Origin of the sequence: Legionella dresdenensis (assembly GCF_042649825.1) — a bacterium.
GTDB lineage: Bacteria > Pseudomonadota > Gammaproteobacteria > Legionellales > Legionellaceae > Legionella_C > Legionella_C dresdenensis.
In genome coordinates, this window is record NZ_JBHSAB010000024.1 from 48545 (window position 1) to 74783 (window position 26239).

The following is a 26239-nucleotide window of genomic DNA, read 5'->3' on the forward strand; positions in this document are numbered from 1 at the left end:
CGCTACTCCGTACAGACTGTCGTGTCATTTTTGGTTAAAGCCGCATGCAAAGTATGCCAGGCCAAGGTTGCGCATTTAACCCGGGCAGGATAAGCCCTGACGCCGGCAAGTACTGCCAGCTTGTCCAGCGAACCCAGCTGGCTATCGTCCTCAGCAGTGACCATATTGTGAAAACGTTCAAACATCGCTTCAGCTTCTTCAACGGTCTTTCCGCGTATGGCCTCAGTCATCAATGAAGCAGACGCCTGCGATATTGCGCAGCCGCAACCAACAAAACTCAGATCAGTAATCTGGTCATTATTCATTTTAACATAAAGGGTGAGCTTATCGCCGCACAACGGATTAAACCCGTTAGCCTGTTTATTGGCATCCTCCATGGCATAATGATTTCGCGGATTACGGTTGTGATCAATAATAATTTCCTGGTAGAGCTCGCGTAATTCAAGACTCATGCGAATACCTCTTTTACTTTATGCAGCATCTGCATACAGCGATCAATTTCCGCTGTCGTGTTATAAAAAGACAAGGAAATCCGGGTTGTTGCCGCCACATCAAAAAAATTCATTAACGGCATGGCACAGTGATGGCCGCTGCGAATGGCGATGCCTTCGCTGTCCAGAATAGTACCGATGTCATGAGCATGGATAGTACCATGCACAAAAGAAAGTACCGGTACCTTTTCATGTGCCGTACCAACAATATTAAATCCTTTCACCGCCTTCAACGAAGCGGTTGCGTAATCAAGTAAATGGGCTTCATACGCCGCAATCGCGGCCATATCCAGCGATCCCAGATAGTCAATCGCAGCGCCCAGGCCGATAACACCGGCGATATCCGGTGTTCCAGCTTCAAATTTATGGGGTAAAGGCGCGTATTCAGTGGCATCCAGGGTAACATAATTAATCATTTCACCGCCGCCCTGATAAGGAGGCATACTATCCAGCAATGATTCTTTACCCCAAAGCACGCCTATTCCGGTTGGGCCATACATTTTATGCCCGGAAAACGCGTAAAAATCACAGTCCAATGCCTGAACATCTATCGGCAAATGCGCTGTCGACTGTGCGCCGTCAAGCAATACTAATGCCCCATGAGCATGCGCCATTTCAATCATCTGCTTAACCGGATTAATTGTTCCCAATGCATTGGAAGCATAACAAATCGAAACAAATCGGGTTTTGTCAGACAGGCTGCGTTCAAATTCTTCCAATATCACGTCGCCATCAAGTGAAACAGGCGCTACTTTTAAAACTGCACCGGTTCTATTGCACACCATTTGCCAGGGTACAATATTGGAATGATGTTCCATATGAGTAATAAGAATTTCCTCGCCCGGTAAAATACGGGGAGCAACCATACTTTGCGCAACCAGATTAATCCCTTCCGTTGTTCCGCGAGTGAAAATACACTCTTGCGGTTTGGCAGCGTTAATAAAACGTTGTACCTTTTTACGGGCCGCTTCAAACTGATTAGTCGCTCTGGCGCTTAAGGCATGAACGCCGCGGTGAACATTGGAATTATCCTGCTGGTAATACTGGTCGATTGCCTCAATCACCATTTTGGGCTTTTGGGTGGTTGCGGCATTGTCAAAATACACTAACGGATAACCATTAACTATCTGATCCAGGATTGGAAAATCTTTACGTATGGCTTCAACATTTAAAATATCCGATGCGCTCATAGTCATGTCATCCTTCCAATTGCTGATTAATCAGATCCGCCATCCAGCCAGCCATATAGGCATCCGGCACCAGCCGCAAATTATCAGCGGCAAACGCGCTTACCAGAAACTGGCTCGCTTCATGGCGGCCAATTCCCCGTGTCGCCAGATAAAACAGGGCGTCTTCATCCAACTGGCCAACCGTCGCACCGTGTGAACACACCACGTCATCGGCATAAATTTCAAGCTGCGGTTTTGTATCTATCTCGGCTTTGGCCGACAGTAACAGATTTTTATTCTGCTGTGCTGCCTGCGTCTTCTGCGCGTCACGTGCGACTACAACCTTGCCGTTAAAAACCGCTTTTGAACTGCCATTTAAAATACCCTTGTAATCCTGCGTGCTTTGGCAATTAGCAACCTCATGATAAACCGTAGTATGGTGATCAACGTGCTGACCGTTAGCCGGCATATAAACACCATTTAATAAACATTGCGCCTTACCTCCCTGCAGTCTGAAACTGGCGTCGCTTCTGACCAGACGCCCGCCGAGGCTCAATGAATGACTATCAAACTGGCTGGCGCTATCCTGCTTCACGGCCAAATGGCCGATATGAAATGCAGCCTTGCTTTCGCGCTGAATTTTATAATGAATAATTTTGGCATCAGGCGCAGTATGAACCTCTGTTACCGTGTTGGTAAAATATCGGCAAGCGGGTGCGCCTTGATAGCTTTCAATAATCGTAGCTTTACTGCCTGTTTCGGCAATAATCACATGACGGGCATAAACCGCCTGATCTTCTTTGTCCTGCCAGTGCGCCAGGACAATCGGATCGTCAACACAGGCATTTTCAGGCAGATAAATAAAAATACCGGTGCGGAGCGCCGCCAGATTCAGGGCATGGAAACCGTGCTCCTGAGTCAATAACTGGTTCAGGTAAGGCTTAAGCAATTCTTCATGCTCAACCGCCGCCTGTATTAATGGCTTGACGATCACGCCTGCCGGCAAATTAGCTAACTGTTGCGCACCAGGCATTATTTCACCGTTAGCAATCACCACTTCCTGCTCAAAGGGCAGATCAGTTTTAATCTGACCGCCGGCGTATCCGCTGGCTGCTGTTGCAAAATGATGCTGCAGAAATGGATCCACTGTTGTGTATTTCCAGTCCTCCTGATGTCGGCCTGGAAAACCACAGCGTTTAAACTCATTCAGCGCTTTGGTCTGCAGCTCAGCTAACCAGGCGACCGGCAAGCGGGCGGCATTTGCCTGCTGTTGATAAAAATCCAGGATTTCGCTCATGCCTGTTCAGTCTCCTCAAGCCAGCTATAGCCTTTCTTTTCCAGCTCCAGTGCAAGCGACTTGTCGCCGGATTTGATAATTTTGCCATTAGCCAATACGTGGATATAATCAGGTTCAATATAATCAAGCAGCCGTTGATAGTGCGTTACCATCAGAATAGCCCGCTCAGGCGATCGCATTGCGTTGACGCCCTGGGCAATAATTCTGAGCGCATCAATATCCAGCCCTGAATCGGTTTCGTCAAGAATGGCAAGCTTGGGCTCAAGCGCTGCCATCTGCAAAATCTCATTGCGTTTCTTTTCCCCGCCAGAAAATCCTTCATTAATACTGCGGTATAAAAAGCTTTCATCCATATCCAGCAACTGGCATTTCTCACGAATAAAGCTTAAAAATTCAATCGCATCCATTGGATTTTTGCCCTGTCCTTTACGAACAGCGTTAACTGATGCTTTGAGGAAGTTAATATTGGTAACGCCCGGAATTTCAACCGGATACTGGAAGGACATGAAAATGCCGGCCTGAGCGCGTTGTTCCGGCGCTAATGGCGACAGATCATTACCCTCATAAATAATTTCGCCGCCAGTGACCGCATAGGCAGGATGACCGGAAAGCACTTTGGATAAAGTGCTTTTCCCGGAACCATTAGGCCCCATAATCGCATGCACTTCACCAGCGTTTACCTGCAGGTCAATACCTTTCAGGATTGGCTGGCCATTAATTTCAACATTTAATTGATTGATTGTTAACATATTAACCTACTGCCCCTTCCAGACTGATACCCAGTAGTTTGGTTGCTTCTACCGCAAACTCCATGGGTAATTCTTTTAATACCTGTTTACAAAAGCCATTCACAATCATCGATACCGCGTCTTCGGTTTCGATTCCCCTTTGCTGGCAATAAAATAATTGCTCTTCGCTGATTTTCGAAGTCGTTGCCTCATGTTCGAGTTTCGCAGTTGGGTTTTTCACCTCAATATAGGGAAAAGTATGCGCCGAGCATTTGTCGCCCATCAACATTGAGTCGCACTGGGTAAAATTACGGGCATTGGTTGCCGTTGGCGCTATTCTTACCAGCCCTCGATACGCATTATGCGAGCGGCCGGCGCTGATGCCCTTGGCAATAATGGTGGATCGGGTGTTTTTACCAATATGAATCATTTTGGTTCCGGTATCGGCTTGCTGGTAATTATTAGTCAGCGCAACCGAATAAAACTCGCCCACTGAGTCGTCGCCCTGCAGAATAACACTGGGATATTTCCAGGTTATTGCTGAACCGGTTTCAATCTGAGTCCAGGAGATTTTTGAGCGTTTACCTTTGCAGGCGCCGCGTTTGGTCACAAAATTATAAATACCGCCTTTACCGTCTTTATCACCCGGGTACCAGTTTTGCACGGTTGAATACTTGATTTGGGCGCCATCAAGGGCGACTAGTTCCACAACTGCGGCGTGCAACTGATTTTCATCCCGCATGGGCGCAGTACAGCCTTCAAGATAGGAAACATAACTGTCGCTATCGGCAATAATCAGGGTACGCTCAAACTGACCGGTAGACGCGGCATTAATGCGGAAATATGTTGATAATTCCATAGGGCAACGCACACCTTTGGGAATATACACAAAAGAACCGTCGCTAAATACCGCCGAGTTAAGGGCAGCATAAAAATTATCTCGGTAAGGCACGACTGATCCCAGGTATTGTTTCACCAGCTCAGGATATTTATGCACTGCTTCCGAAATTGGGCAGAATATGACGCCTGCCTCTGCCAGCTTGGCTTTAAAGGTGGTCGCTACCGAAACACTGTCAAACACCGCATCAACAGCAACGCCAGCCAGCATTTCCTGCTCTTTCAGCGGAATTCCGAGTTTTTCATAGGTTCTGAGCAGTTCCGGATCGACTTCATCCAGGCTTTTAGGCGCATTTTTCAAGTTTTTAGGCGCTGAATAATAAGCAATAGCCTGATAATCAATAGGCGGATAATGAACACTCGACCATTCCGGGTGCGGCATGGTTTTCCAGTATTCAAACGCTTTTAAACGCCATTCCAATAAAAATTCAGGCTCGCCTTTAATGGCAGAAAGACGGCGGATAACCTCTTCATCCAGACCAGGCTCGAATGTCTCTACTTCAATATCAGTAACGAAGCCGTGCTGATAATCCCTCTCTAACAGGGAATTGATTTGCTCATTGCTTTTAGCCATGTTTAACTCCACTTGCCAATTGCCTGATGCGTTCTATCTCAACTGCCGGCATATTCGGCCGAGCCAGTTTTTCCAGGCTTACGCTGTCTAATGCTGCTTCGATTGCCCGTCCGATTAACCGCCAGTTACCCTGCACGTGACAAACACTCTGCAAAGAACACTCATTCGGCTGCAAACTGCATTCAGTCAGACCGCGTTGCTCGTCCAGCGCATAAATAATCTGCGTAACCGAGATTTCGCTGGCTTGCCGTTGTAACTTATAACCACCAGCGGCTCCACGAACGGAAACCAACAAACCGGCATTAGTCAGCTTTTTTAATAATTTACTTACCGTAGGTACAGTCAGATGCGTATTTTGGGCGATATCACGCGCGCTGCTTAAGGTGTGCGGATGCTTGGCAAGATACACCATTACTACTGTGCCATAATCGGCCAATTTATTTATGCGCAGCATACCATCCCCGGCTTAAATAATCTAGTACTAAAAAGGTCTTATTTATAATATAGTACCAAATAAGTTCTATTTTGTAAAAATGGCGTATTATAATGATTTAATTATTAACAAACAACAGCCGATTGCTTTTTTTTCTTTGAACCGGACAATTTTGCAGGTTGAATCGTTCCGACCCAATATTACCAATCTACAATCAATTGACAATTTAGCCGCATTCCGTATAATTTCTAATCTTTTTCAGGGATAATTTATGAAAGCAATATCCAAACTACTCAGCCTTCTGGTCATTCCTTTTGTATTATTGAATCATACCGCCTTTGCCGAACCCGCGAATTTATCACTATTAACCCATGAAGTTCAGAACTATCATGACTCAGGTCAGTATGACAGAGAACTGGCTGCCGTTATTAAACGCGCACGTCATTACATTGATAAACAGGCAACATTAAACCAGCAAAGCAAACATCCTAAAAAGCTCGCCCTGGTTCTTGATATTGATGAAACCAGCCTCAGCAATTATTGCTACATGCAAAAGCGCGGTTTTTACCCGACCCGCGAGCAATTACAAGCTGAAATGTCAGCTGCCGACGCACCAGCAATCAAGCCTATGCTGGCGCTGTATAAAGAAGCCATGAAACATGGGGTCAAAGTCTTTTTTGTCACTGGCCGCCCCGTTTCAGTACTGGAAGCGACCAAAACCAATCTGGTTCGTGCAGGTTACACTAACTGGGCAGGGCTTTATTTAAAACCCGATAATTACCATGCCCGTTCAATTATTCCTTTCAAAGCCAGCAGCAGAGCGTTGATTAGCAAACAGGGTTACACCATTGTAGCAACAATTGGCGATCAGTACAGTGATCTGATGGGCGGATATGCACAAAAAGAATTTAAGCTGCCTAATCCTTACTATTTTTTGCCTTAAAAAACTATCATCCTGATTGTAACCTGGGTGTAACGCAGTGAAACCCGGGTTACGGCCTTAATACCTACATCTGTACATTCCTGCTAAAGCACGGAATATCATCGTCTTCTGGCGGGAAGGGATCACCGTTAAAACCGGATATCCAAAATACTATTGCTGCAAACACTGTACAACTGATAATTTTCCCAAACTCCATTTACATTCTCCTTATCAAAATCAGAGTGTTGGGCTTTACAGCCCAATCCAGACTGGTTTGATTATACGTGTTTGAGCTGTAAAGCCCAACACTCGGTCAGAGTTGTGCAATCAAAGCTCAAGAAATTATAAAAACAAAAAGACTTTTTATTGACTTGTTTACGCAATAATTGTACCATGCCTGAGTCTTATTGGATCAAGTAAGCTTTTTGTTGATCAAAAATAGTTATATGGAGTAGTACATAATGCCCAAGTTTATCCATGCTGAGCAGAAGATCGTTCGAGTGGGTCTTGATTATCGACAATTCTGCGCCCTTACCACTGACTTTGCTCTATCCTTAAATTTTTCTTCTGAAAATGATGCTATTGAGTATTTAAATTCATTTCCGTGTTTACAGGACTGGTTGCATGGTAAAAATATTCTCACTACTGATGGTTTGATAGAAAACATTACTATCCCCGGATTACTTTACTACTTCGAAAAGATTCTCGATAAACGTTTTCCCAGACTTAGCTGTCTGTTATGGAATGGAAATACGCTATTAAATGTATTGTATGCGCACGATAATGTTCAAGCGCTTTCAATGGAGCCAGCCAATCCAACCTCAATACAGCTTTTCTTTAGAGTCAATGAGACACGAACTCTCCTCTGGCAAGGTACTCCTGCACTGCAAAAATGGTTTTATTTTGATCAGATAAAGTCATCATGGGTAGTGAGAAGAATCAATAACGTTGAACAGGCACTATATAATATTTTTAATCATATTATCTTTAAGGAAAACCTTTCTCCCCGATTCTGGGATATTCCCCTGATTAATGATGTATTAAGCGGCTACCCCATTCCAACTATTATCAATAGCCCTAATCGGTATAAACTTACCAAAGAGCAAAATTCAGGAATGCTTTTTTGTGCTTTGAGAGAAGGATATTCAGAATTTCTTTGGTATTTATGGCGGAATAATCCAGAACTTCAAGCTGAGTTTAGCGATCAATTTCTCAGTTTTCATGACTGCAGGGATATAGAACACTATAAGGGCAAACTTATAAGTATAACGCAAATTTTTATGCTTGCGCTTGTGAATAATTTCCAACCATTAGCGGAAATAATCTGGAATCAATTCTTTCTCTATTTTCTAGGTAAACCTCACCTTAACTGTACTATTCCGTATGATTATCAATTGCAGATTTTTGCGCTGTCTGCCACCAGAAATGAATTAGAATTTACCCTTCAACTATGGCCTTATCACGCCGATTTGTGTCTTAAACACTATCAGGATAAACCGGATTTATACGGCACAATCAGCACTGTCTTTCTGACGCTTCTTGGTTGTTTCCCACATGAACATACCTCATTGCATGCAAAACTTAATAACATATTGCACGATATATGGACAAGCAATAAGCTATGGTTAATAAATGGCATAAACAGCTTGCCGGCTCCAACCCTTAAGATTGTGCTTGATCAATTGATGGCTCATCAGATGTGCCTGAAATTTACTAAAGAGATTATCATGCAAATTACAAAAATAACTCCCCTTGAATATATTCGCGCAAAATACAAGGGAGAGACATGGATAGAAGACCGGATTAAAGAATTGAGAAAAGTTTCTTGTCTGAATGGTTTGTTTACTCCAAAAGCGATCCCACCATCAGTAGCGGCGCCTGCTGACGGTTTATCTACTGCAGAGTACGAACGTTTAAACCAGATGTTGTATGATAATACGCCTTCTGGCCACCTTTAATCAGATTTAGAGTAAAATACGATGCCCCAATTTATTTTTCCCGAGCAAAACAGTATCACAATTCCCATGACCGCTGAAGGTTTTGGGACTATTAAAAACGCTTTTTACAAATTACTCCAATCGCAGCCAGAAAAAGGGGTTCTCCGATGTTATGAATCACATAAGTTTTTATCTTATTGGCTGCAAGGGTATACCATTATTACTAGCGATCAAAGCGAACAAAAAATTTCAATCCAGGACTTAATTTATGCTTTTGAATTAGCATTGAAGAGACGCTTTACAATTTTTATCTGCCAACTATGGGATAATAACAGCCTTTTGCAAATCTTATATAATTATAACCGCTTGAACAAATTTCAGCGCGAAGGCAGCGGATTCATTACTCCACAAATTTTATCCGATTTTTTTACTGGCAAAACGCACGACCGAAAAACATCCACTCCACTGCTCTGGTATAAAACAGCAGCAGCATGGGAACTCAAAATATCAGCGAGTTCCGACTTTAAATCCATATTAAGTACTATTATCAATTATCTTCTAACCTCAGGAAAAGCGGAGCCCAGGCTTTGGAATATACCGTTGCTGAATGATCTTCTTTACGGTTATACGATACCATTATCCGCGTCAATGGGCTATGAACTTTCCTTGGATGAAATACGTTCGATTTTTTTTGACGCTTTGCAATCAGGACATACTGACCGTTGCACCTATTTATGGGAAAATAATCCCAAGCTGCGAAATACTATCCTGGCAGAATTGTTCAATTTGCCAAGTCCTGCAAACATGCTGCAATATCTGGCGGCCCTGACCAGAATAACAAGAACCTTTATCCAGGCCTTCAACTGCCAATTTCACGTGTTAGGACTACCATTGTGGGAGAGCTATTACACTTATTTTCTGGGTTATCCATTGGAAAATCCCCATTCAAGTTTGCCCAAAATTACTATTACTCCCGCCTTGCAACTGGAGATTTTTCAGTCATTTATCCAACAAAATAATTTCGACCGGACTATTGATCTTTGGCAATACCAGGAAAAATTATTCATAGAAAAATATTGGGACATGGATCAGCTAACCGCCCCAATCACAAACTGTTTCATAGCGCTTCTTCAAGCGCTGCCAGAAAGAGAAAACCCATACTTTTCGGCAATCGCCACAATGCTGGAAACAATCTGGCAATATCAGGAAAAATCACTGGAAACAGGGCTCAATAATTTAAATACTGTAGAGCTTAGGCCCGTCCTGAATAAACTGATATCCCATACGGATTCTCTATCATTTGCCGGCAACCTTATTCAGAAAATTTCAAAACCTGTTTCTCTCCGTTATATTGACAGGCTAAAACAACGGGAGAGACAACAGATCGCATGGGCAGAAATACCGGGAACCTTCAAATTTTTTCTGGAACATAATGAGCAAACCGATGATCCAGGTATGTGGAACTATGAATTTAACCCGTATAATCAACCTCAATAATGTCATACTCGACCATGCCGCCAGGTGTTTGTACGGTCACGGTATCATCAACATTTTTACCGATTAAAGCCCGGCCGATTGGAGAACTGTAAGAAATTTTATTCAGCTTGATATCGGCTTCGTCTTCGCCAACGATTTGGTAACGAATTTCTTTATCGGTTTCAACATGGCAAAGCAATACTGTAGCGCCAAAAACAACCTTGCCGTTATTTGGCAGCTTACTGATGTCAACGATCTGGCAATTGGATAGCTTGCCTTCAAGCTCCTGTATGCGTCCCTCATTAAAACTCTGCTGCTCACGGGCAGCATGGTATTCGGCGTTTTCTTTCAAATCACCGTGGGCGCGGGCAACAGCAATTGCCTCAACAATGCGTGGGCGCTCAACTGTTTTTAACCGTGTTAATTCTGCTTTCAGGGCTTCTGCGCCCTGTACTGTCATTGGATGTTTTTGCATAACGACCTCTAATGTAAATCCTGTAACCGGGTAACTGTTTCCCTATCCTCATACTTCATTGCCAGACACGCAGCTTCAGCGCCTGACAAGGTAGTAGTATAACTAACCTTATGCTGTAATGCATTGCGCCGTATTGCAAATGAATCAGCAATAGCCTGCTTTCCTTCCGTGGTATTGACAATAAAATCAATTTCATTGTTTTTAATAAAATCTACCACATGAGGCCGGCCTTCCGCTACTTTAAAGACCCGGCGGCAATCAAGACCGGCCGCTTGCAGGGCAAGCGCTGTACCGCGGGTGGCTATAATTTCAAATCCCAGCTCAATTAACCGCTTTGCAATTTCCCCGATTTTGGTTTTATCGGCATCCCTTACTGAAACAAATGCACGACGCCGTTTAGTAATATTCGAACCAGCGCCAAGCTGAGCCTTCGCGTAGGCCTGACCAAAACGCCGTGCAATTCCCATAACTTCACCAGTCGATTTCATCTCTGGCCCTAAAATACAATCGACGCCAGCAAATTTAACAAATGGAAACACTGGTAATTTAATGGAGTAAAACGGCGGCATGGGATAATGCTGACTTAATCCCTGTTGCTTAAGCGTTTGGCCGATTTTACAGCGTGCGGCGATTTTCGCAAGCGGAATACCGGTTGCTTTGGAGACAAAAGGTACCGTACGTGAAGCGCGCGGGTTCACTTCCAGAACATAAATATCATCCGCCTGGATTGCAAACTGGGCATTAATTAATCCAACCACACCTAATTTTAATGCCATCTGGCGTACCTGTTCGATCAAATCCTGTTGCACCACTACGCTTAAACTGAATGGCGGCAAAGTACAGGCTGAATCACCAGAATGAACGCCAGCCTGTTCAATATGTTCCATAATGGCGCCAATCATAACGTCCTGGCCATCACAAACGGCATCAATATCGACCTCTATCGCATCATCCAGGAATTTATCAAGCAATACCGGCGAATCGTTTGACACGGCAACTGCGTTGGCAAGGTAGTGGCGTAAGTCCTCTTCATGATATACCACTTCCATCGCGCGTCCGCCCAGTACATACGAGGGCCGAACTACCAGGGGATAACCTATCTGTTTGGCCAGCTCTACTGCTTCCTGCTCACTGCGTACGGTGCCATTTGCCGGCTGGTGTAAATCGAGTTCTGTTACCAGTTTTTGAAAGCGCTCGCGGTCTTCTGCCATATCAATTGCATCCGGCGATGTTCCAATAATCGGCACACCATTGGCAGCAAGCGCCTCCGCCAGCTTTAATGGCGTCTGTCCGCCATAGTGGACAATTATCCCCATTGGTTTTTCAACAGCGACAATGGCTAAAACATCTTCCAAAGTTAATGGCTCAAAATATAGTCGGTCTGCGGTATCAAAATCGGTAGAGACTGTTTCAGGGTTACAGTTAACCATAATCGTCTGATAGCCTGCCTCCCTGAGAGCCATTGCAGCATGGACGCAACAATAATCAAATTCAATGCCCTGGCCAATACGGTTTGGCCCGCCGCCCAGAATGATAACCTTTTTACAGTCCGTTTCAGGATTGGCTTCACAGACCGCCTGGTAACATGAATACATATAGGCAGTAGCGCTTGGGAATTCACCGGCACAGGAGTCAATCCGTTTGTAAACCGGGGCTACGCCCAGCTCTAGCCTCTTTTCCCGTACCTGTTCTTCGTTGCAATACAGCATTCGAGCGAGATACTTATCAGCAAAGCCTCGGCGCTTCAGATTATGCAAAGCGGCTTTATCAAGCTCATTAATTGTTTTGCCATAGACTGTTTTTTCAATCTGTACCAACTCTTGGATCTGCGCCAGAAACCAGGGATCGACTTTGCTTTCCTGATGAACTTCTTCAAGCGATAATTCATGACGAAACGCATCGGCAATATACCACAACCGATCCGGGGTCGGCTCCCGCAAATGGCCGCGCAGAACACTGAGCTCCCCTTTTTTAAACAATGGCTGCAACCCGTAACGGCCAATTTCCAGACCGCGGATAGCCTTTTGCAATGACTCCTGGAAGTTAGCGCCTATCGCCATCACCTCCCCCACTGATTTCATCTGGGTAGTCAAGGTCGTCGAAGTTTGCGGGAATTTATCAAAATTAAAGCGCGGAATTTTAGTAACGACATAATCGATACTGGGTTCAAAAGACGCCGGGGTTTTGCCGCCGGTGATTTCATTAGCAAGCTCGTCAAGGGTATAGCCCACGGCAAGCCGTGCCGCGATCTTGGCAATAGGAAAACCGGTCGCTTTGGATGCCAGAGCAGAACTGCGCGACACCCGCGGATTCATTTCTACCACTAACATGCGGCCGTCTTCCGGACTAATCGCAAATTGGACGTTGGAACCGCCGGTATCTACGCCTACCGCTCTTAATACCTTGATTGCAGCATCACGCATGCGTTGATATTCTTTATCAGTCAGTGTCTGCGCGGGTGCAACCGTGATTGAGTCGCCGGTATGAACCCCCATGGGATCGAAGTTTTCTATGGTGCATACGATAATGCAATTGTCATTTTTATCACGCACCACTTCCATTTCGTACTCTTTCCAGCCGAGTACTGACTCATCGATCAATAATTCGTGAGTTGGCGATAAATCGAGGCCGCGGGCGCAGATTTCTTCAAACTCTTCCCGGTTATAGGCAATCCCGCCGCCGCTGCCGCCCATGGTAAATGAGGGGCGGATAATCGCAGGATAACCAATCTGTGCCTGCACCTGAAACGCTTCTTCCAGACTATGGGCAATGGCTGAGCGCGGCATTTCGAGGCCAATCTTTTGCATCAGTACCCGGAATTTTTCCCGATCTTCTGCCCGGTCAATGGCTTCACGGGTAGCGCCTATCATTTCGACAGAGTATTTTGCAAGCACCCCTTCCCTGACTAAATCAAGCGCACAATTCAGCGCAGTTTGTCCGCCCATAGTCGGCAAGAGAGCATCAGGGCGTTCCTTTTCGATGATGCGCGCAACTTCTTGCCATTGTACAGGTTCAATATAAGTCGCGTCGGCCAGTTCAGGATCGGTCATTATGGTTGCGGGATTGGAGTTTACCAGAATAATGCGATATCCCTCTTCCTTCAGCGCCCGAACCGCCTGGGTGCCTGAATAATCAAATTCACAGGCTTGACCAATAACAATGGGACCTGCGCCAAGAATCAGAATTGATTGTATATCCGTACGTTTAGGCATAATAGCTACAAAAAAGATAAAGTGACCTATTTTACCGGCTTTGGTTTAAACTTTATACCCTTTGAATGGAACAATTTTGTTTTGTTGGGCTTTACAGCCCAACCTACGCTTTTTTTTTATACAACATGTAGGTTGGGCTGTAAAGCCCAACACTCCTTTAATGCGATGTCAGATGATACCAGACCAACCCCAACATCTCATGCAAAGCAATGGTCAAATAAACCAGATTTCGAGAATCAGGCAAATACCTTTTCTCCCAACGCTCATCTTCCCAATACAGGGTAAAATCAGTCGGCGCCGCAATCGGATTTAACCCTTCTGCCCGACAAAGCAGCATCGAGCGCGGCATATGCACTGCCGAAGTAACTAGATAAAACGGTCGATTACCCAGCAACTTTTTTAATTCCAGCGCCTCTGCAGCCGTGTTAATTGATTGCGATTCCAATACCAGCCTGTTTACCGGAACCGCCAATATTTTCGCAACGGTTGCCAGATGCTCAGCTTCTGGAATTTCCTGACCATAACCGCCGCCCGATAGCAACAATCTGGCTTCAGGCAATTGCCGGAAAAGCCGTACCCCTTCAATTAACCGCTTGAGACTCGCGCTATATAACAGCATATTAGCCGGTTTGTTTTCCTGATTTGATTGACCGCCGCTTAGAACAACAACCCATTTAACTGCTGGCTCCGGTGTTACAACTGAAGGATACTGCCCTTCCAGCCAGCTGGTTAATGTCCGGGGCAACCAACTGGTGCTAATCAGCAGAAAAATGAGAAAAACAAACATAAATGCTCTGAAAACAAATCGACTGACTGGTTGCCGATATAAGACCATCAGCAAAATGGCGAATAAAATCAGCGCCAGGAGAAACGGGTTTAATAACGCTTCCAATAAATGGCGCAGAACAAACACTATCTTACTCTCCTCATCAGATATAGCCCCAATAACGCAAATAATATCGTAGGACCCAATGCAGCCAGAACCGGCGGCCATTGAAAAACCTGACTGACCGGCCCAAAAAAGCGGTTGATAATATGGAAACCAAACCCGACTGTTGCGCCCGCCAGAAATTTTGATCCCATGGTTGATGAGCGCAAAGGTCCAAAAATGAAAGGAATGGCAAGCACCATCATGACCACAGTCGTTAACGGCTGAATAATCCGCTGCCAGAAAACCAGTTGATATCCGGTCACCGCCTGATGGTTATTTTTCTGAATCCGTAAATAACGGTTTAACTGGTGCAGGGTCATTTCATCCGGCTCACTGCTGCTGGCGCTCAAAATTGCCGGGTTTACCGATACATCCCACACCATCTCGTTAATCTTGCGGGCCTCTGTATGATCATCGCTAATAATTGTTTCGGCAATGTTATGCGCCAGCCAAGTGTTATTGACTAATTCAATTCGTTCAATTTTACGGGTCAGCTTCATACGATGGTTCTGATCAAATCGAAATTGATACACATTTTCCAACAGGCTGTTCGGCAAAATATTCCCGATTGCAATAAAGTCATTCTGATTGCGCAACCATACTCCGCGGGCGGTGCGTAATGTCTGGCCGCCGCTTAGCGCTTGCATACGATGATCATTAGCGATGCGGGATAAATGCGGAACAACTGTTTCGCCTATCACCGTTACCAGAGTAATCATAATAAAAGCGGCTTTCAGTACTGCCAGCGTGATCTGGCCTATGGACATGCCTGCCGCCCGCATAACAATCAATTCGCGGTGATTGGCCATAATACCTAAACCTATCAGGCAACCTAACAGACTGGCCATGGGGAAAAACAGATAGACCTGATAAGGCATCTGCAGGAAAACATAAATCGCCGCCTGCCAGATGCTATAATCACCACGGCCGATATCATCGAGTTGATTGACAAACAGCATAAATATTTCAAGGCCGGCCAGCATGAGGACAACCAGACCAATGGCAGCAAGTACAGTTTTCGCAATATAGCGTTCAATAAGTTTCATGCAGAGCTATCCCAATTTAACCTGGTTGCGCCAGACAAGATATAAGCCAATCAGCAAAAACACGACATGCAGCCACCACATGCCGAGCCAGACTGGGATTTTACCGGCAACGATCCAGTCACGGGCGATAAACATAAAATTGGCGTAAACAATATATAATAGGATTGCCGGCAGTAATTTGGCGAATTTGCCAGAACGCGGATTGACCCGGCTTAAAGGTACTGCAATCAATGTCAGGGTTAACACCATCAATGGCACCGAAATCCGCCATTGCAATTCAGCGGCCTTGCGCAGGTCCGGATTATTTACTGGTAACAAATCCGATGTTCTGGCGGTACGCATATCGTTTTCAATGACCACCTGCGGATGCGGCAATCGAGCTTTATATTGCTCAAAGGCAACAACCTGATAATTAGCCTGCCCGGGCTGCCCTTCATATTCACTGCCCTTTTGCAGAATCAGATAATCCTCCTGCGTCTCTTTATCAGTCTGGGCAAATGCTTTATCAGCCCACAAAATATTCCACTGCGGCACATTATCTTTGATAACCTGCCGGGCAAGAAAAACATTTTCCGCCTGAGTATGGTTCCGGGTCATCGCCTCGACATAGAATACCTGCCGGCCATTGGATATCTGTTGAAACCGGCCTGGCACTATGGTCTGAATCAAAGTCTGAATACCGGTTGCTTTTAACAATTTTGCCCGCTCAGTGGCGATATGGGGGCTTGCCCAAATCATGATGACAAATACAATGCATGCAACAACGACAGCCATGATATAACTATGTTTCAGCAATTGCGCCGGACCATATCCGCATGCCTGCAATACGGTCATTTCGCTCTCGGCATATAGACGGCCATAAGCAATCAGCAAAGCGACGAAAAATCCTAATGGCAGCAACAAGCCCATCAGATTAGGCATTTCCAGCATCATTAACTTCATGACAATCATCCCGGGTATCTGCCCACTGGCCGCTTTATTCAAGTAACGGACAAACTGATTACTCATAAAAATAAGCATCAGGATCGCCGTTAGCGAAGCCAGGGTAATAAATATCTCTTTTGCCAGATATCGGAAAATCAGCACGTTTTGTCTCAATATAGTTATTATCAGGAAGCAATCTTCCAAAATTCCCTCTCCCGCTGGCGGGAGAGGGTTAGGGAGAGGGTGGTTTAAATAAATACCCACTTCCGCGCACAGAGCACTTTCATTAGATAGCAAGGCTCATCAAATTTCGGTAAACTATCAGTTTTTACAGTGGATAGGAAGCAAAAATGAATTATGGATTGGTTGATTCCCTGGTTAACAGCAAAGATGCCTGTCTGGTAATCGGTGTGTTTAAAGACAGCGGCATAGAAAACTTCAAGGGTCTTGGCGATCAACAAATTCTGGCCGGTTTAGCCAGCCGGTTGCATGATGCCGGCGACATGGCCTGGCAATGTGAGACTAATGGCCGTAGCCTGTTAGTAATTCATTGCGGCGACAAAGCCGATTTTAATGCCGCATCATTGCGCAAAAGGATCAGCGATATAACAACTGCCCTGCTGAAACAAAACATTGAATCAGCAACAATAAGCCTGCCGCAGATTAACGGGCATGATGCTAACTGGCAGTTGCTGCAGATGGTTCTGCAAATTGATAATCACTGCTTCCAGTTTCTCGATTTTAAAACAGTAAATAAAAAACAACACAAACTCAGTACCATCAATTTTTCTTTATCGGATGCCGAGGCCCAAACCCTTGATATCGCATCAGCAATTACAACCGGGATCAGACTCGCCAAAACCCTCGCGGAAACACCGGCAAACCATTGTACGCCAACGCACCTTGCGACCCAGGCGAAACAATTGGGTAAGCAGCATAAAAAAATGAAAATCAAGGTTCTTGACGCCGATGATATGCGTAAACTTGGCATGGGCGCTTTCCTGGCTGTAGCGCAGGGCAGTGTAGAGCCGCCTTGTCTGGTGGAGCTTAATTATCAAGGCGGAAAAAGTGATGCCGCCCCGGTTGTGTTGGTCGGTAAAGGTATCACCTTTGATTCAGGCGGCCTGTCGCTGAAACCGGCAAATGCCATGGATGAAATGAAATATGATATGTCCGGTGCGGCAAGCGTTATCGGTACATTGCAGGCTTGTGCGCTATTAAATTTACCCATTAATGTGGTTGGGCTTATTGCCTGTGCCGAAAATATGCCAAGCGGGCATGCAGTAAAACCCGGCGATGTGGTGACCAGCATGTCTGGCCAGACTATTGAAATATTAAATACGGATGCTGAAGGCCGTCTGGTATTAGCTGATACCCTGACCTATGCCGAACGGTTCAAGCCCCGGTTTGTGATTGATGTCGCCACCTTGACTGGCGCGATGGTTGTTGCACTGGGTGCAGTAACAACGGGCTTTATGACTAATGATGAGTCTTTAGCCGAACAAATTATAGCCGCTTCACGCGACATAGATGATAAATGCTGGCGCATGCCGCTTGATGAGGCATATCAGGACGCTTTGGACAGCCCGATTGCCGATATGATTAACGCCGGCTTTGATCGCAGCGCCGGCAGCATCACTGCAGCCTGTTTCCTGTCGCGGTTTACCAAAAAATATCGCTGGGCGCATATGGATATTGCAGGCACCGCCTGGGTTTCCGGAAAAAAACGCCACGCAACCGGCCGCCCTGTTCCTGTACTTATTCAGATTTTACGCCATGTCGCAAATTCGCATTGATTTTTACCTGTTAAGCGAAAGCGGGTCTAACGCTCGCTGGCTGCTCGCCTGTCGATTATTGGAAAAAGCGTATCTGCGCGGGCATAGGGTGTTTGTTTTTTGTAATAATAAAGAACAGGCAGAATTACTGGATGAACTGCTCTGGACATTCCGCGAAGACAGCTTCATCCCTCACAACCTGCAAGGCGAAGGCCCAGAGCCGCCGCCGCCAATACAAATCGGCTACCAGGGCGAACCACGCGGTTTTAATGATATTCTGCTAAACCTGTCTGATACCATCCCGGATTTTTTCAAACGCTTTAAGCGGGTTATGGAAATCGTCGGCAATGATGATGATGCCAAAGCGATTAGCCGCACTCATTATCGAGAATATAAAAACCAGCAATGTGATTTACATACCCACAATATGTAGGTTGGGTCGTTTGACCCATGGCCGTCAAGCAAAGCTCCGATTCCTACGTGCCGCGGCTTGTCCGCGGCATCCATTGGATACTAAATCACGCACTCTGTATCATGGATACCGCGGACAAGCCGCGGTACGTAGGAAAAATTAGAATTGTAAATGTAAAAGCTTGACTGCGATGGGCCAAACAGCTCAACCTACGGTTTTACTTTAATTGCGCTTACCGGGATAAATGTCTCCACACCCTGACTGGTTTGCTGTTGTGCGCCCTTCCAGGCGTGGCCGTAGACTACTTCATAGGTTAAAGGGTATTTCCCGGATTCAGTCCGGTATTGCTCATAATTTGCCTTGAACGTTGTCCATGCCTGTTTACCGGTGAGACCGGTACAGCGTTGCGGGTTAATGTTACGCACGCCCTGCTGTTTCAGATTGTTAACAATGTGTTGCGGTGAAGGATAATGAACCGTCAGATGCTCCATATCTACGACAGGATCACCAAAGCGTTCTGCCATCAGAAAATCGCCGATATCATGCATATCAGCAAACTGATTGGTATGGCTGTACTGATGCACCCCTTGCCATGCCTGCCTTAACTCTTTGAAAGTATCCGGCCCAAGGGTGGAAAACATCAGGCAACCATCGGTATTCATTACGCGATTAAGCTCTCTAAATAAATCCCCTAGCGAATCTGCCCAGTGAATTACCTGATTGGCAAAGACCAAATCAAACACACCGTTGGCAAATGGCAATGTCATCATATTGCCATTCACCAACGGCCATTTTCGCCATAAACGTTGTTTTTTTGCCGCTTTGGCCAGCATGGCAAACGCCAAATCAACGGCAATAATCTGTGCGTCAGGATAACGCTTTTTCAGTTGATGGGAAAAATAACCAGGGCCGCAGCCGAGATCCAGAATATAACGCGGGTTAATTTTGAGATAATCCAGACGTTCAAACATCCGCAGTCCAATTTCATGCTGCACCTTGGCAGCCTGTTCATAATCGGCGGCATGTTGATTAAAAGCATTGCAAATTTCCTGCTGTCGATTCATCATCTTCTGGGACATAACATGGAGATCCAACTATCGTGCAATTAAAAATAACCAGTATACCACACTGGCTGCGAATACCAGCAATCTGTGTGCTTTGCAATCATTACTATCACGGCGATTTTGCAGTCTGTTCCCCCTGCTATCAGTTATTTGGCAAAATTACCAATCCCTGCATCATTTGCAGCATGCCGCTGGCAAGCGGCCAATCGTTGCAGTGCGGCAATTGCATCAGGCAAAAACCTGCCTTTGACAGGATTTATACTAACTATTTGTTTGAAGACCCCTTGCGCACCCTGGTACATTGGTACAAATACCAGCAATCCTTATTTTTACGCTCACTGCTGATCCAGCTCATGCTCGATGCGCTGCCTGTCGGGATTTATCAGCCTGATTGCCTGTTGCCGGTTCCCATGCACCCAGAAAGGCTACGGCAAAGAGGATTTAATCACACCGTGGAACTGGCGCGGTTGCTAGCCAGAAAACTGAAAATAAAATTTGATTTGGCCTTGTGCGAAAAAACAGTAAATACAGCAGCCCAGGTCGAGCTAAGCGGCGAGCAGCGAAAAAACAATCTCAAGCGAGCATTTAAGGTAAGAGTCAATGATTACCGTCATGTAACCATTATTGATGATTTAATTACAACGGGCAGTACTGCTAACGAATTAGCGGCAGCGTTAAAACAATCGGGTATTGAGCGAGTGGATGTCTGGTGCCTGGCACGCACCGGCTTATAAAAAAAGAGCCGCGTTTCCGCGGCTCAGTTAGAGATAACTCGGTTATTACCCGCCATCACCACCACCAGCAGCTGCTGCACGGCAACTGGCAGGTACATATTTGGTTGGAGTACCAGAACAACCCCAGATAACATCCCCATTAGCTCTGAGCTCAGGGGTTAATGTTATCACCGTACCCCCTGCCGGTTCTGTGCAAGTGACTGTGATAATACCATTTTCAATTGTTATACTCTGAACATTAGGTGTTCCACCAGCTGGGAAAGTATAACCAGCTTCTTCCGCAGTAGCCGGCAGTCTATTATTGGCAATTGCCGTTTCAGACACTGCCAGTTTTGCTGCAGCAGCCATATTCAACCCTTCAGTCACACGGGCACGAATGGTATAATCCTGATAAGCAGGAATTGCGATTGCTGCCAGAATACCAACGATTGCCACTACAATCATCAGCTCGATCAGCGTAAAACCTTTCTGTTTCATGGTTTGCTCCTTGATGAAAACGTTTCGCACACAGGATATCAATGCAAGTTGGATGCCAATATAGTTAGAGTAGGTTGAGCTGTAAAGCCTATAGCCGTCAGGTTAAAGAATTAAATTTCCAAATTCACCGTATCGTTCGGGCTGAGGAAGCGCTTCAGCGCTGTCTCGAAGCCTTAGCACAGTGCCAAGCCTTCGAGACAAATGCTTCGCATTTTCCTCAGGCCGAACGGGTATGGGTTGGGAATGTTGGGTCAAACGACCCAACCTACGTTCTTGCACTGACAAAAAAAGTCACATTTTGACATAAAATGAAATTTTCACTACCATAAATTATTTGTACAAGGCATAGCAAAATGAACCGAGAGCAATATTTAACCGGATTATTACAACGGACATTTAACCCGATTTTTCTCGAAGTGATTAACGAATCATCCCTTCATCATGTCCCGGAGAATTCAGAAACGCATTTTAAAGTTACTGTAGTCAGTAATTCTTTTCAGGCTAAATCACGCATTGAACGCCATCGGGAACTGAATAAATTACTGGCTGACCAGTTTGATCTCGGCTTGCATGCCTTAAGCCTGCATTTATACACACCCGAAGAATGGGAAAAAGCGGGTGGAAAAACCGGCCAATCCCCTGTCTGCAAAGGCGGTTACCGCCACGGTTGATATTTTTACCCCGGTGCCGCGTTTGCAGGGCTTTGTTGAATAAATCATTGGGGAAAGTCTGATTGTATGTAAAATAATCAAACCGACCATTTGTCATCCCCGCGAAGGCGGGGATCCATCCATCAAACAAAGTTAGGAGCTAACTTGAGACATGGATTCCCGCCTTCGCGGGAATGACAGTACTATTTATTCAACAAAGCCCGTTTGCAGCGGGTTGTTCTGAGCCATTCCAGAAATCATCCAGCATATTACCCACAGCCAACACGCTATCTGCCAGATGCTGTCCATTGGGTATATTGCTAAAGTGCAGACTGCAATTGACTATGCTAACGCCAAGATTCATGTTACTTAACGCATACATCCCAATTTTTGAGAATGAGGCGCGCTCGTTTTGGGCGAGAATACTCACAAGAGGCATAAGGAAACGCATTAACAATTCGGCATTGGTAAAATCAGGTTTCTTAATGAATTGATCAATGGCGATTGCCAAAGCAATCCAGTTGCCTAATTGCAAAGCCAGACTGATTTTATTGGCGCGCGGGAAAAAAAAATTATTTCTAGGCATACAGCTCTCCCTGTTATTTGCGCTCCTTTATAAAAAAATCTGTATTAAAATACAAGAGCACAGGGATTGTTTTCCCGCGAAACCAATTATTAAATTCGACCTATTAACATCAAAATAATCAAAATAAGCAGTATTGTTCCAATCAATCCGCTAGGTCCATATCCCCAATCTTTACTATAATTCCATCGAGGAAGACCGCCAACCAGCAACAATACCAACAGAATTATAAGTACGGTGCTTAACATGATTGCTCCTTGCATGTTGCTGGATTGCTTTTACAAGCAATCCAGACACAATAATAATCCTATCAATTAATTTGATAAAATCGGGTTATTGAATCAGTCACAGTCCGGTCTGCAAAGTCAGGCCAATTTTCTTTATTGAAGCCTGGAGCATTTTTTAACCGCTCCTCTGTGACGCCATTCAGAATATAGCAGTTATCGGTTGGATTGTAAGACAGCGATTGCCAGGGCACCGCAAAGAATTTATTGCCGAACCCGAGAATCCCGCCAAAATCCAATACCAGATAATTGACTTTACCAGACATTTTATCAAGGACTACTTCATTGATTTCGCCCAGATCTTCGCCAGCAGGATTAGTTACTTTTACCCCGGTAACTTCGCTGGCTTTGACGATAGTATGATTTTCCATTTTTCATTCCTCCATGAATTACTGAATATGCTGTGATTAGTCATCAACTTCACAAGTAATTTTTGTGCAATCACGGCAATTTTTTGCAGCCATATCAAAGCTGGAAGAAGCGGTACCGCGAGCATTCGCCATTTGGTCATCAGCGGCTTTATCAGACGCGACTTCACTGCTGCTGGCATTGGTGGTGCAGGTCCAGTTTTTGCTCATATCAGTTGTTGACGCCGCAAACACTGCAGATGAACCCAGTACACACATTGCAAGTACTAATTTTTTCATTTTGTCACTCCTTGTGTTGAAATTTCACTCCTGAATAACTGAAAATAATTTAACTATTTTCATAAAAAACAACGAAAAATTAAAAAAATACAAACTCATATTTCTCTGATTAATTACAACTATATTTAATGATAGTAGAATACGAAAATTATTCAAATCGATAATGAAAAAAATTACATATTAAATTTCATAAAAAACAATTCAAATAAATACAAATAATTACCGTATAATGAGAATCTGTAGGATACTGTCATTCCCGCAAAGGCGGGAATCCATTTTTCATGTTAGCTCCTTACCTTGTTTGATAGATGGATCCCCGCTTTCGCGGGGATGACAAATTTCTTAACTTAATAGCAATGGAAATACAAACTAACGATACTGTCATTCCCGCGAAGGCGGGAATCCATTTTTCAAGTTAGCTCCTTACCTTGTTTGATAGATGGATCCCTGCCTTCGCGGGGATGACAAATTTCTTAACTTAATAGCAATGGAAATACAAACTAACGATACTGTCATTCCCGCGAAGGCGAAGGGAATCCATTTTTCATGTTAGCTCCTTACCTTGTTTGATAGATGGATCCCTGCCTTCGCGGGGATGACAAATTTCTTAACTTAATGGCAGTGGAATACAAACTAACGATACTGTCATTCCCGCGAAGGCGGAATCCATTTTTCAAGTTAGCTCCTTACCCTATTTGATAGATGGATCCCCGCCTTCGCGGGGATGACAAATTTCTTAACTTAATGGCAGTGGAAATACAAACTAACGATACTGTCATTCCCGCGAAGGCGGAATCCATTTTTCATGTTAACTCCTTACCTTGTTTGATAAATGGATCCCCGCCTTCGCGGGGATGACAAATTTCTTAACTTAATGGCAGTGGAATACAAACTAACGATACTGTCATTCCCGCGAAGGCGGGAATCCATTTTTCAAGTTAGCTCCTTACCTTGTTTGATAGATAGATCCCCGTCTTCGCGGGGATGACAAATTTCTTAACTTAATGGCAGTGGAAATACAAATTAACGATACTGTCATTCCCGCGAAGGCGGGAATCATTTTTCAAGTTAGCTCCTTACCTTGTTTGATAGATAGATCCCCGTCTTCGCGGGGATGATAAATTTCTTAACTTAATGGCAGTGGAAATACAAATTAACGATACTGTCATTCCCGCGAAGGCGGGAATCCATTTCTCAAGTTAGCTCCTTCCCTTGTTTGATGGATGGATCCCCGCCTTCGCGGGGATGACAAATTTCTTAACTTAATGGCAGTGGAATACAAACTAACGATACTGTCATTCCCGCGAAGGCGGGAATCCATTTTTCAAGTTAGCTCCTTACCTTGTTTGATAGATAGATCCCCGCCTTCGCGGGGATGACAAATTTCTTAACTTAATGGCAGTGGAATACAAACTAACGATACTGTCATTCCCGCGAAGGCGGGAATCCATTTCTCAAGTTAGCTCCTTACCTTGTTTGATGGATGGATCCCCTCCGCGGGGATGACAATTTTCTTTACTGAACCGAAAAACCTGAATTTATCTTCCTAAACATTGCAGCCGCTTTTCTACTCACTTATAATGTTAACCTTTTTGTCAAACAGAGCGGGAATTGCCATGAAAGCATTGTCTACGGAAAAAATATCGGTGTTGGCACTGATTTTATTGATCACTGGCGCCATTGATAGCATCCGTAATCTGCCTGGCACTGCCCTGTTTGGTTCATCGCTGATCTTCTTTTTTACTGTCTCGGCGCTGATTTTTTTAATTCCCATTGCTTTGGTTGCGGCAGAGCTCTCGGCTGCGTGGTCAGAGGAAGAAGGCGGGGTATATACCTGGGTAAAAAACGCTTTTGGCGAAAATATGGCCTTTTTTACCATTTGGCTGCAGTGGATTAACACGCTGGTCTGGTATCCTTCTATCCTGTCCTTTATTGCAGGAACAATGGCCTATTTGATTAATCCGGAACTGGCTCAGAATAAGCTCTATCTAATCAGCGTGATTCTGGTTGTATTCTGGTCGTTAACGCTGCTCGGGCTATCAGGGCTCAGGGCATCAGCTACGTTTGCCAGTTTCTGTGCAATTTTTGGAATGATTCTGCCTATGGGGTTTATTATAGCCCTGGCGGTAATCTGGTTATTTCAAGGCAACCCGATTGCTATTGATTTAAGCCCATCTCATTTACTGCCTCACTGGCAAGACCATAATGCCTGGATGTCCTCTTTGACTGCAATCATGACTTCATTTTTAGGAATGGAGCTTGCGGCCGTTCATGTTCGAAACGTCAAGCAACCACAACGCAATTTCCCACGCGCCATGTTTTTCTCGGTATTGCTGATCCTGGGCACGATGATTTTTGGCTCGCTGGCAATCGCTTTTGTCTTGCCCCAGAATCAAATCAGCCTGGTAGATGGGGTTATGCAGGCATTTAACAATTTTTTCAGCGCCTATCACCTGACGGCGTTAATGCCGGTTACGGTAATTTTACTTCTGATTGGCAGCCTCGGCAGTATGGTTAACTGGATCATTTCCCCCGCTAAAGGACTGCTGCTGGCAGCTGACAATGGCTTTTTACCGCACTGGTTATACAAAAAGAACAACCATGGCGTCGCCTCTCGTATTTTAATACTCCAGGCAGTTATCGTGACTTTGTTATGCGGCTGCTTTCTGCTCTTACCCAGCATTAATGCGATTTACTGGCTGTTTACCGATTTGAGCACCGAATTATATCTGATGATGTATGTGCTTATGTTCATTGCGGCCTGGCGGATTAAGAGCAAATTTGCCGATATGCCCAGGCCCTTTAAAGTACCAGGCGGTAAATTCGGTTATTATCTGACTTGCACCCTTGGCCTCATCGGTTGCGCAGTCACCCTGATTGCCGGTTTTATGCCTCCTGAAAATAGTATGGACGTTGGCGGCGCTAATCATTTTCGGGTTATTTTTTCGATTGGTATCGTATTAATGCTATTACCTGCGTTTTTGCTTTACCTTCGGAAGAAGAAGCAGGTTGGGTAGTTTTAAACCAACCTGCAATAATTGTATTAAACCCTTGATATTCGTGGTCAATTAATACTCTCTTAAGCTTCTTATGATATAGTG

At 44.9% G+C, this 26239-nt stretch carries 25 protein-coding genes; 8 read left to right on the forward strand and 17 right to left on the reverse strand.

Annotated elements, in window-relative coordinates; all coding sequences use genetic code 11:
- Positions 1–2: 2 nt before the first annotated feature.
- From sufU to ACFORL_RS10565, 6 genes are read right to left on the reverse strand one after another with little or no spacing between them, the layout of a single operon-like run.
- Entirely contained in the window at positions 3–452 is a 450-nt protein-coding gene (sufU, locus tag ACFORL_RS10540; RefSeq protein WP_382343788.1) for a Fe-S cluster assembly sulfur transfer protein SufU, read from the reverse strand.
- Positions 449–1681: a SufS family cysteine desulfurase gene (locus ACFORL_RS10545; RefSeq protein ID WP_382343790.1), complete on the reverse strand. Its 1233-nt coding sequence runs from the start codon at positions 1679–1681 to the stop codon at positions 449–451. Before ACFORL_RS10545 ends, sufU begins: the two co-directional genes overlap by 4 nt.
- Positions 1682–1688: 7 nt before the next feature.
- Positions 1689–2957 carry a Fe-S cluster assembly protein SufD gene (gene sufD, locus ACFORL_RS10550; RefSeq protein ID WP_382343792.1) on the reverse strand — a complete coding sequence of 423 codons (1269 nt, stop codon included), beginning with the start codon at positions 2955–2957 and terminating at the stop codon, positions 1689–1691.
- On the reverse strand, positions 2954–3706 hold the full coding sequence (gene sufC, locus ACFORL_RS10555; protein WP_382343794.1) for a Fe-S cluster assembly ATPase SufC: 753 nt from the start codon (positions 3704–3706) through the stop codon (positions 2954–2956). The genes sufD and sufC overlap by 4 nt, the downstream gene beginning before the upstream one ends.
- Before the next feature lies 1 nt (position 3707).
- Positions 3708–5156, reverse strand: a complete 1449-nt coding sequence (gene sufB / locus ACFORL_RS10560; RefSeq protein WP_382343795.1) for a Fe-S cluster assembly protein SufB — start codon at positions 5154–5156, stop codon at positions 3708–3710.
- Complete coding sequence (locus ACFORL_RS10565) at positions 5149–5610, reverse strand: SUF system Fe-S cluster assembly regulator (RefSeq protein WP_382343797.1); 462 nt, start codon at positions 5608–5610, stop codon at positions 5149–5151. Before ACFORL_RS10565 ends, sufB begins: the two co-directional genes overlap by 8 nt.
- A gap of 250 nt (positions 5611–5860) precedes the next feature.
- Between ACFORL_RS10565 and ACFORL_RS10570 the strand changes: the two genes are divergently transcribed.
- The 3 genes from ACFORL_RS10570 (at position 5861) to ACFORL_RS10580 (ending at position 9945) form a co-directional block, all read left to right on the forward strand.
- Positions 5861–6532 carry an HAD family acid phosphatase gene (locus ACFORL_RS10570; protein ID WP_382343799.1) on the forward strand — a complete coding sequence of 224 codons (672 nt, stop codon included), beginning with the start codon at positions 5861–5863 and terminating at the stop codon, positions 6530–6532.
- Positions 6533–6972: 440 nt separating this feature from the next.
- Positions 6973–8469 (forward strand): hypothetical protein, encoded by a 1497-nt coding sequence (locus ACFORL_RS10575; RefSeq protein WP_382343801.1) that lies wholly within the window; start codon positions 6973–6975, stop codon positions 8467–8469.
- A 21-nt stretch (positions 8470–8490) separates the two neighbouring features.
- Positions 8491–9945, forward strand: coding sequence for a hypothetical protein (locus tag ACFORL_RS10580; RefSeq protein WP_382343803.1), 1455 nt, complete (start codon positions 8491–8493; stop codon positions 9943–9945).
- Here ACFORL_RS10580 and greA read toward each other — a convergent pair.
- The 5 genes from greA to lptF all read right to left on the reverse strand — a co-directional run bounded on the left by greA (position 9920) and on the right by lptF (position 16674).
- On the reverse strand, positions 9920–10399 hold the full coding sequence (gene greA, locus ACFORL_RS10585; RefSeq protein ID WP_382343805.1) for a transcription elongation factor GreA: 480 nt from the start codon (positions 10397–10399) through the stop codon (positions 9920–9922). The genes ACFORL_RS10580 and greA overlap by 26 nt on opposite strands.
- Before the next feature lie 8 nt (positions 10400–10407).
- Positions 10408–13611, reverse strand: coding sequence for a carbamoyl-phosphate synthase large subunit (carB, locus tag ACFORL_RS10590; RefSeq protein ID WP_382343807.1), 3204 nt, complete (start codon positions 13609–13611; stop codon positions 10408–10410).
- Positions 13612–13768: 157 nt separating this feature from the next.
- Complete coding sequence (locus ACFORL_RS10595) at positions 13769–14524, reverse strand: YdcF family protein (protein WP_382343812.1); 756 nt, start codon at positions 14522–14524, stop codon at positions 13769–13771.
- Positions 14524–15588 carry an LPS export ABC transporter permease LptG gene (lptG, locus tag ACFORL_RS10600; RefSeq protein WP_382343814.1) on the reverse strand — a complete coding sequence of 355 codons (1065 nt, stop codon included), beginning with the start codon at positions 15586–15588 and terminating at the stop codon, positions 14524–14526. Before lptG ends, ACFORL_RS10595 begins: the two co-directional genes overlap by 1 nt.
- Before the next feature lie 6 nt (positions 15589–15594).
- Positions 15595–16674, reverse strand: a complete 1080-nt coding sequence (lptF, locus tag ACFORL_RS10605) for an LPS export ABC transporter permease LptF (RefSeq protein ID WP_382343816.1) — start codon at positions 16672–16674, stop codon at positions 15595–15597.
- Positions 16675–16862: 188 nt separating this feature from the next.
- Between lptF and ACFORL_RS10610 the strand changes: the two genes are divergently transcribed.
- Together ACFORL_RS10610 and ACFORL_RS10615 are read left to right on the forward strand one after the other, a co-directional pair.
- On the forward strand, positions 16863–18308 hold the full coding sequence (locus ACFORL_RS10610) for a leucyl aminopeptidase (RefSeq protein ID WP_382343818.1): 1446 nt from the start codon (positions 16863–16865) through the stop codon (positions 18306–18308).
- The gene (locus tag ACFORL_RS10615; protein ID WP_382343820.1) at positions 18289–18720 is read left to right on the forward strand and encodes a DNA polymerase III subunit chi; all 432 of its coding nucleotides are present in this window, start codon (positions 18289–18291) and stop codon (positions 18718–18720) included. The genes ACFORL_RS10610 and ACFORL_RS10615 overlap by 20 nt, the downstream gene beginning before the upstream one ends.
- Before the next feature lie 188 nt (positions 18721–18908).
- On the opposite strand, the gene bioC is transcribed toward ACFORL_RS10615, so the two are convergent.
- The gene (gene bioC / locus ACFORL_RS10620; RefSeq protein WP_382343935.1) at positions 18909–19763 is read right to left on the reverse strand and encodes a malonyl-ACP O-methyltransferase BioC; all 855 of its coding nucleotides are present in this window, start codon (positions 19761–19763) and stop codon (positions 18909–18911) included.
- Positions 19764–19798: 35 nt separating this feature from the next.
- Here bioC and ACFORL_RS10625 point away from each other — a divergent pair, with 35 nt between their 5' ends.
- Positions 19799–20497, forward strand: coding sequence for a ComF family protein (locus ACFORL_RS10625; protein WP_382343822.1), 699 nt, complete (start codon positions 19799–19801; stop codon positions 20495–20497).
- 45 nt (positions 20498–20542) lie between these two features.
- Here ACFORL_RS10625 and ACFORL_RS10630 read toward each other — a convergent pair whose 3' ends face one another.
- The gene (locus tag ACFORL_RS10630; protein WP_382343824.1) at positions 20543–20974 is read right to left on the reverse strand and encodes a pilin; all 432 of its coding nucleotides are present in this window, start codon (positions 20972–20974) and stop codon (positions 20543–20545) included.
- Positions 20975–21327: 353 nt separating this feature from the next.
- Between ACFORL_RS10630 and ACFORL_RS10635 the strand changes: the two genes are divergently transcribed.
- Positions 21328–21645 (forward strand): BolA family protein, encoded by a 318-nt coding sequence (locus ACFORL_RS10635; protein ID WP_382343826.1) that lies wholly within the window; start codon positions 21328–21330, stop codon positions 21643–21645.
- 190 nt (positions 21646–21835) lie between these two features.
- On the opposite strand, the gene ACFORL_RS10640 is transcribed toward ACFORL_RS10635, so the two are convergent.
- The 4 genes from ACFORL_RS10640 to ACFORL_RS10655 all read right to left on the reverse strand — a co-directional run bounded on the left by ACFORL_RS10640 (position 21836) and on the right by ACFORL_RS10655 (position 23138).
- Entirely contained in the window at positions 21836–22210 is a 375-nt protein-coding gene (locus ACFORL_RS10640; protein ID WP_382343828.1) for a hypothetical protein, read from the reverse strand.
- 89 nt (positions 22211–22299) lie between these two features.
- Positions 22300–22470 (reverse strand): DUF3309 family protein, encoded by a 171-nt coding sequence (locus ACFORL_RS10645; protein ID WP_382343830.1) that lies wholly within the window; start codon positions 22468–22470, stop codon positions 22300–22302.
- A 47-nt stretch (positions 22471–22517) separates the two neighbouring features.
- Positions 22518–22862 carry a PRC-barrel domain-containing protein gene (locus ACFORL_RS10650; protein ID WP_382343832.1) on the reverse strand — a complete coding sequence of 115 codons (345 nt, stop codon included), beginning with the start codon at positions 22860–22862 and terminating at the stop codon, positions 22518–22520.
- A 36-nt stretch (positions 22863–22898) separates the two neighbouring features.
- A complete protein-coding gene (locus ACFORL_RS10655; protein ID WP_382343834.1) occupies positions 22899–23138 on the reverse strand; it encodes a hypothetical protein in 240 nt (79 codons plus the stop codon).
- Positions 23139–24754: 1616 nt separating this feature from the next.
- Between ACFORL_RS10655 and ACFORL_RS10660 the strand changes: the two genes are divergently transcribed.
- Positions 24755–26155, forward strand: coding sequence for an APC family permease (locus tag ACFORL_RS10660; protein WP_382343836.1), 1401 nt, complete (start codon positions 24755–24757; stop codon positions 26153–26155).
- Positions 26156–26239 lie beyond the last annotated feature (84 nt).

What these genes read in the sequence shown, in the direction of transcription:
- ACFORL_RS10570 (WP_382343799.1), top strand. Translation starts at nt 5,861, where the DNA reads ATGAAAGCAATATCCAAACTACTCAGCCTTCTGGTCATTCCTTTTGTA.
- ACFORL_RS10655 (WP_382343834.1), bottom strand. Translation starts at nt 23,138, where the DNA reads ATGAAAAAATTAGTACTTGCAATGTGTGTACTGGGTTCATCTGCAGTG.
- ACFORL_RS10615 (WP_382343820.1), top strand. Translation starts at nt 18,289, where the DNA reads ATGTCGCAAATTCGCATTGATTTTTACCTGTTAAGCGAAAGCGGGTCT.
- lptG (WP_382343814.1), bottom strand. Translation starts at nt 15,588, where the DNA reads ATGAAACTTATTGAACGCTATATTGCGAAAACTGTACTTGCTGCCATT.
- ACFORL_RS10565 (WP_382343797.1), bottom strand. Translation starts at nt 5,610, where the DNA reads ATGCTGCGCATAAATAAATTGGCCGATTATGGCACAGTAGTAATGGTG.
- ACFORL_RS10545 (WP_382343790.1), bottom strand. Translation starts at nt 1,681, where the DNA reads ATGAGCGCATCGGATATTTTAAATGTTGAAGCCATACGTAAAGATTTT.
- ACFORL_RS10650 (WP_382343832.1), bottom strand. Translation starts at nt 22,862, where the DNA reads ATGGAAAATCATACTATCGTCAAAGCCAGCGAAGTTACCGGGGTAAAA.
- ACFORL_RS10610 (WP_382343818.1), top strand. Translation starts at nt 16,863, where the DNA reads ATGAATTATGGATTGGTTGATTCCCTGGTTAACAGCAAAGATGCCTGT.
- sufU (WP_382343788.1), bottom strand. Translation starts at nt 452, where the DNA reads ATGAGTCTTGAATTACGCGAGCTCTACCAGGAAATTATTATTGATCAC.
- ACFORL_RS10645 (WP_382343830.1), bottom strand. Translation starts at nt 22,470, where the DNA reads ATGCAAGGAGCAATCATGTTAAGCACCGTACTTATAATTCTGTTGGTA.
- sufC (WP_382343794.1), bottom strand. Translation starts at nt 3,706, where the DNA reads ATGTTAACAATCAATCAATTAAATGTTGAAATTAATGGCCAGCCAATC.
- ACFORL_RS10660 (WP_382343836.1), top strand. Translation starts at nt 24,755, where the DNA reads ATGAAAGCATTGTCTACGGAAAAAATATCGGTGTTGGCACTGATTTTA.
- ACFORL_RS10630 (WP_382343824.1), bottom strand. Translation starts at nt 20,974, where the DNA reads ATGAAACAGAAAGGTTTTACGCTGATCGAGCTGATGATTGTAGTGGCA.
- bioC (WP_382343935.1), bottom strand. Translation starts at nt 19,763, where the DNA reads ATGAATCGACAGCAGGAAATTTGCAATGCTTTTAATCAACATGCCGCC.
- sufD (WP_382343792.1), bottom strand. Translation starts at nt 2,957, where the DNA reads ATGAGCGAAATCCTGGATTTTTATCAACAGCAGGCAAATGCCGCCCGC.
- carB (WP_382343807.1), bottom strand. Translation starts at nt 13,611, where the DNA reads ATGCCTAAACGTACGGATATACAATCAATTCTGATTCTTGGCGCAGGT.
- greA (WP_382343805.1), bottom strand. Translation starts at nt 10,399, where the DNA reads ATGCAAAAACATCCAATGACAGTACAGGGCGCAGAAGCCCTGAAAGCA.
- ACFORL_RS10635 (WP_382343826.1), top strand. Translation starts at nt 21,328, where the DNA reads ATGAACCGAGAGCAATATTTAACCGGATTATTACAACGGACATTTAAC.
- ACFORL_RS10640 (WP_382343828.1), bottom strand. Translation starts at nt 22,210, where the DNA reads ATGCCTAGAAATAATTTTTTTTTCCCGCGCGCCAATAAAATCAGTCTG.
- ACFORL_RS10575 (WP_382343801.1), top strand. Translation starts at nt 6,973, where the DNA reads ATGCCCAAGTTTATCCATGCTGAGCAGAAGATCGTTCGAGTGGGTCTT.
- sufB (WP_382343795.1), bottom strand. Translation starts at nt 5,156, where the DNA reads ATGGCTAAAAGCAATGAGCAAATCAATTCCCTGTTAGAGAGGGATTAT.
- ACFORL_RS10580 (WP_382343803.1), top strand. Translation starts at nt 8,491, where the DNA reads ATGCCCCAATTTATTTTTCCCGAGCAAAACAGTATCACAATTCCCATG.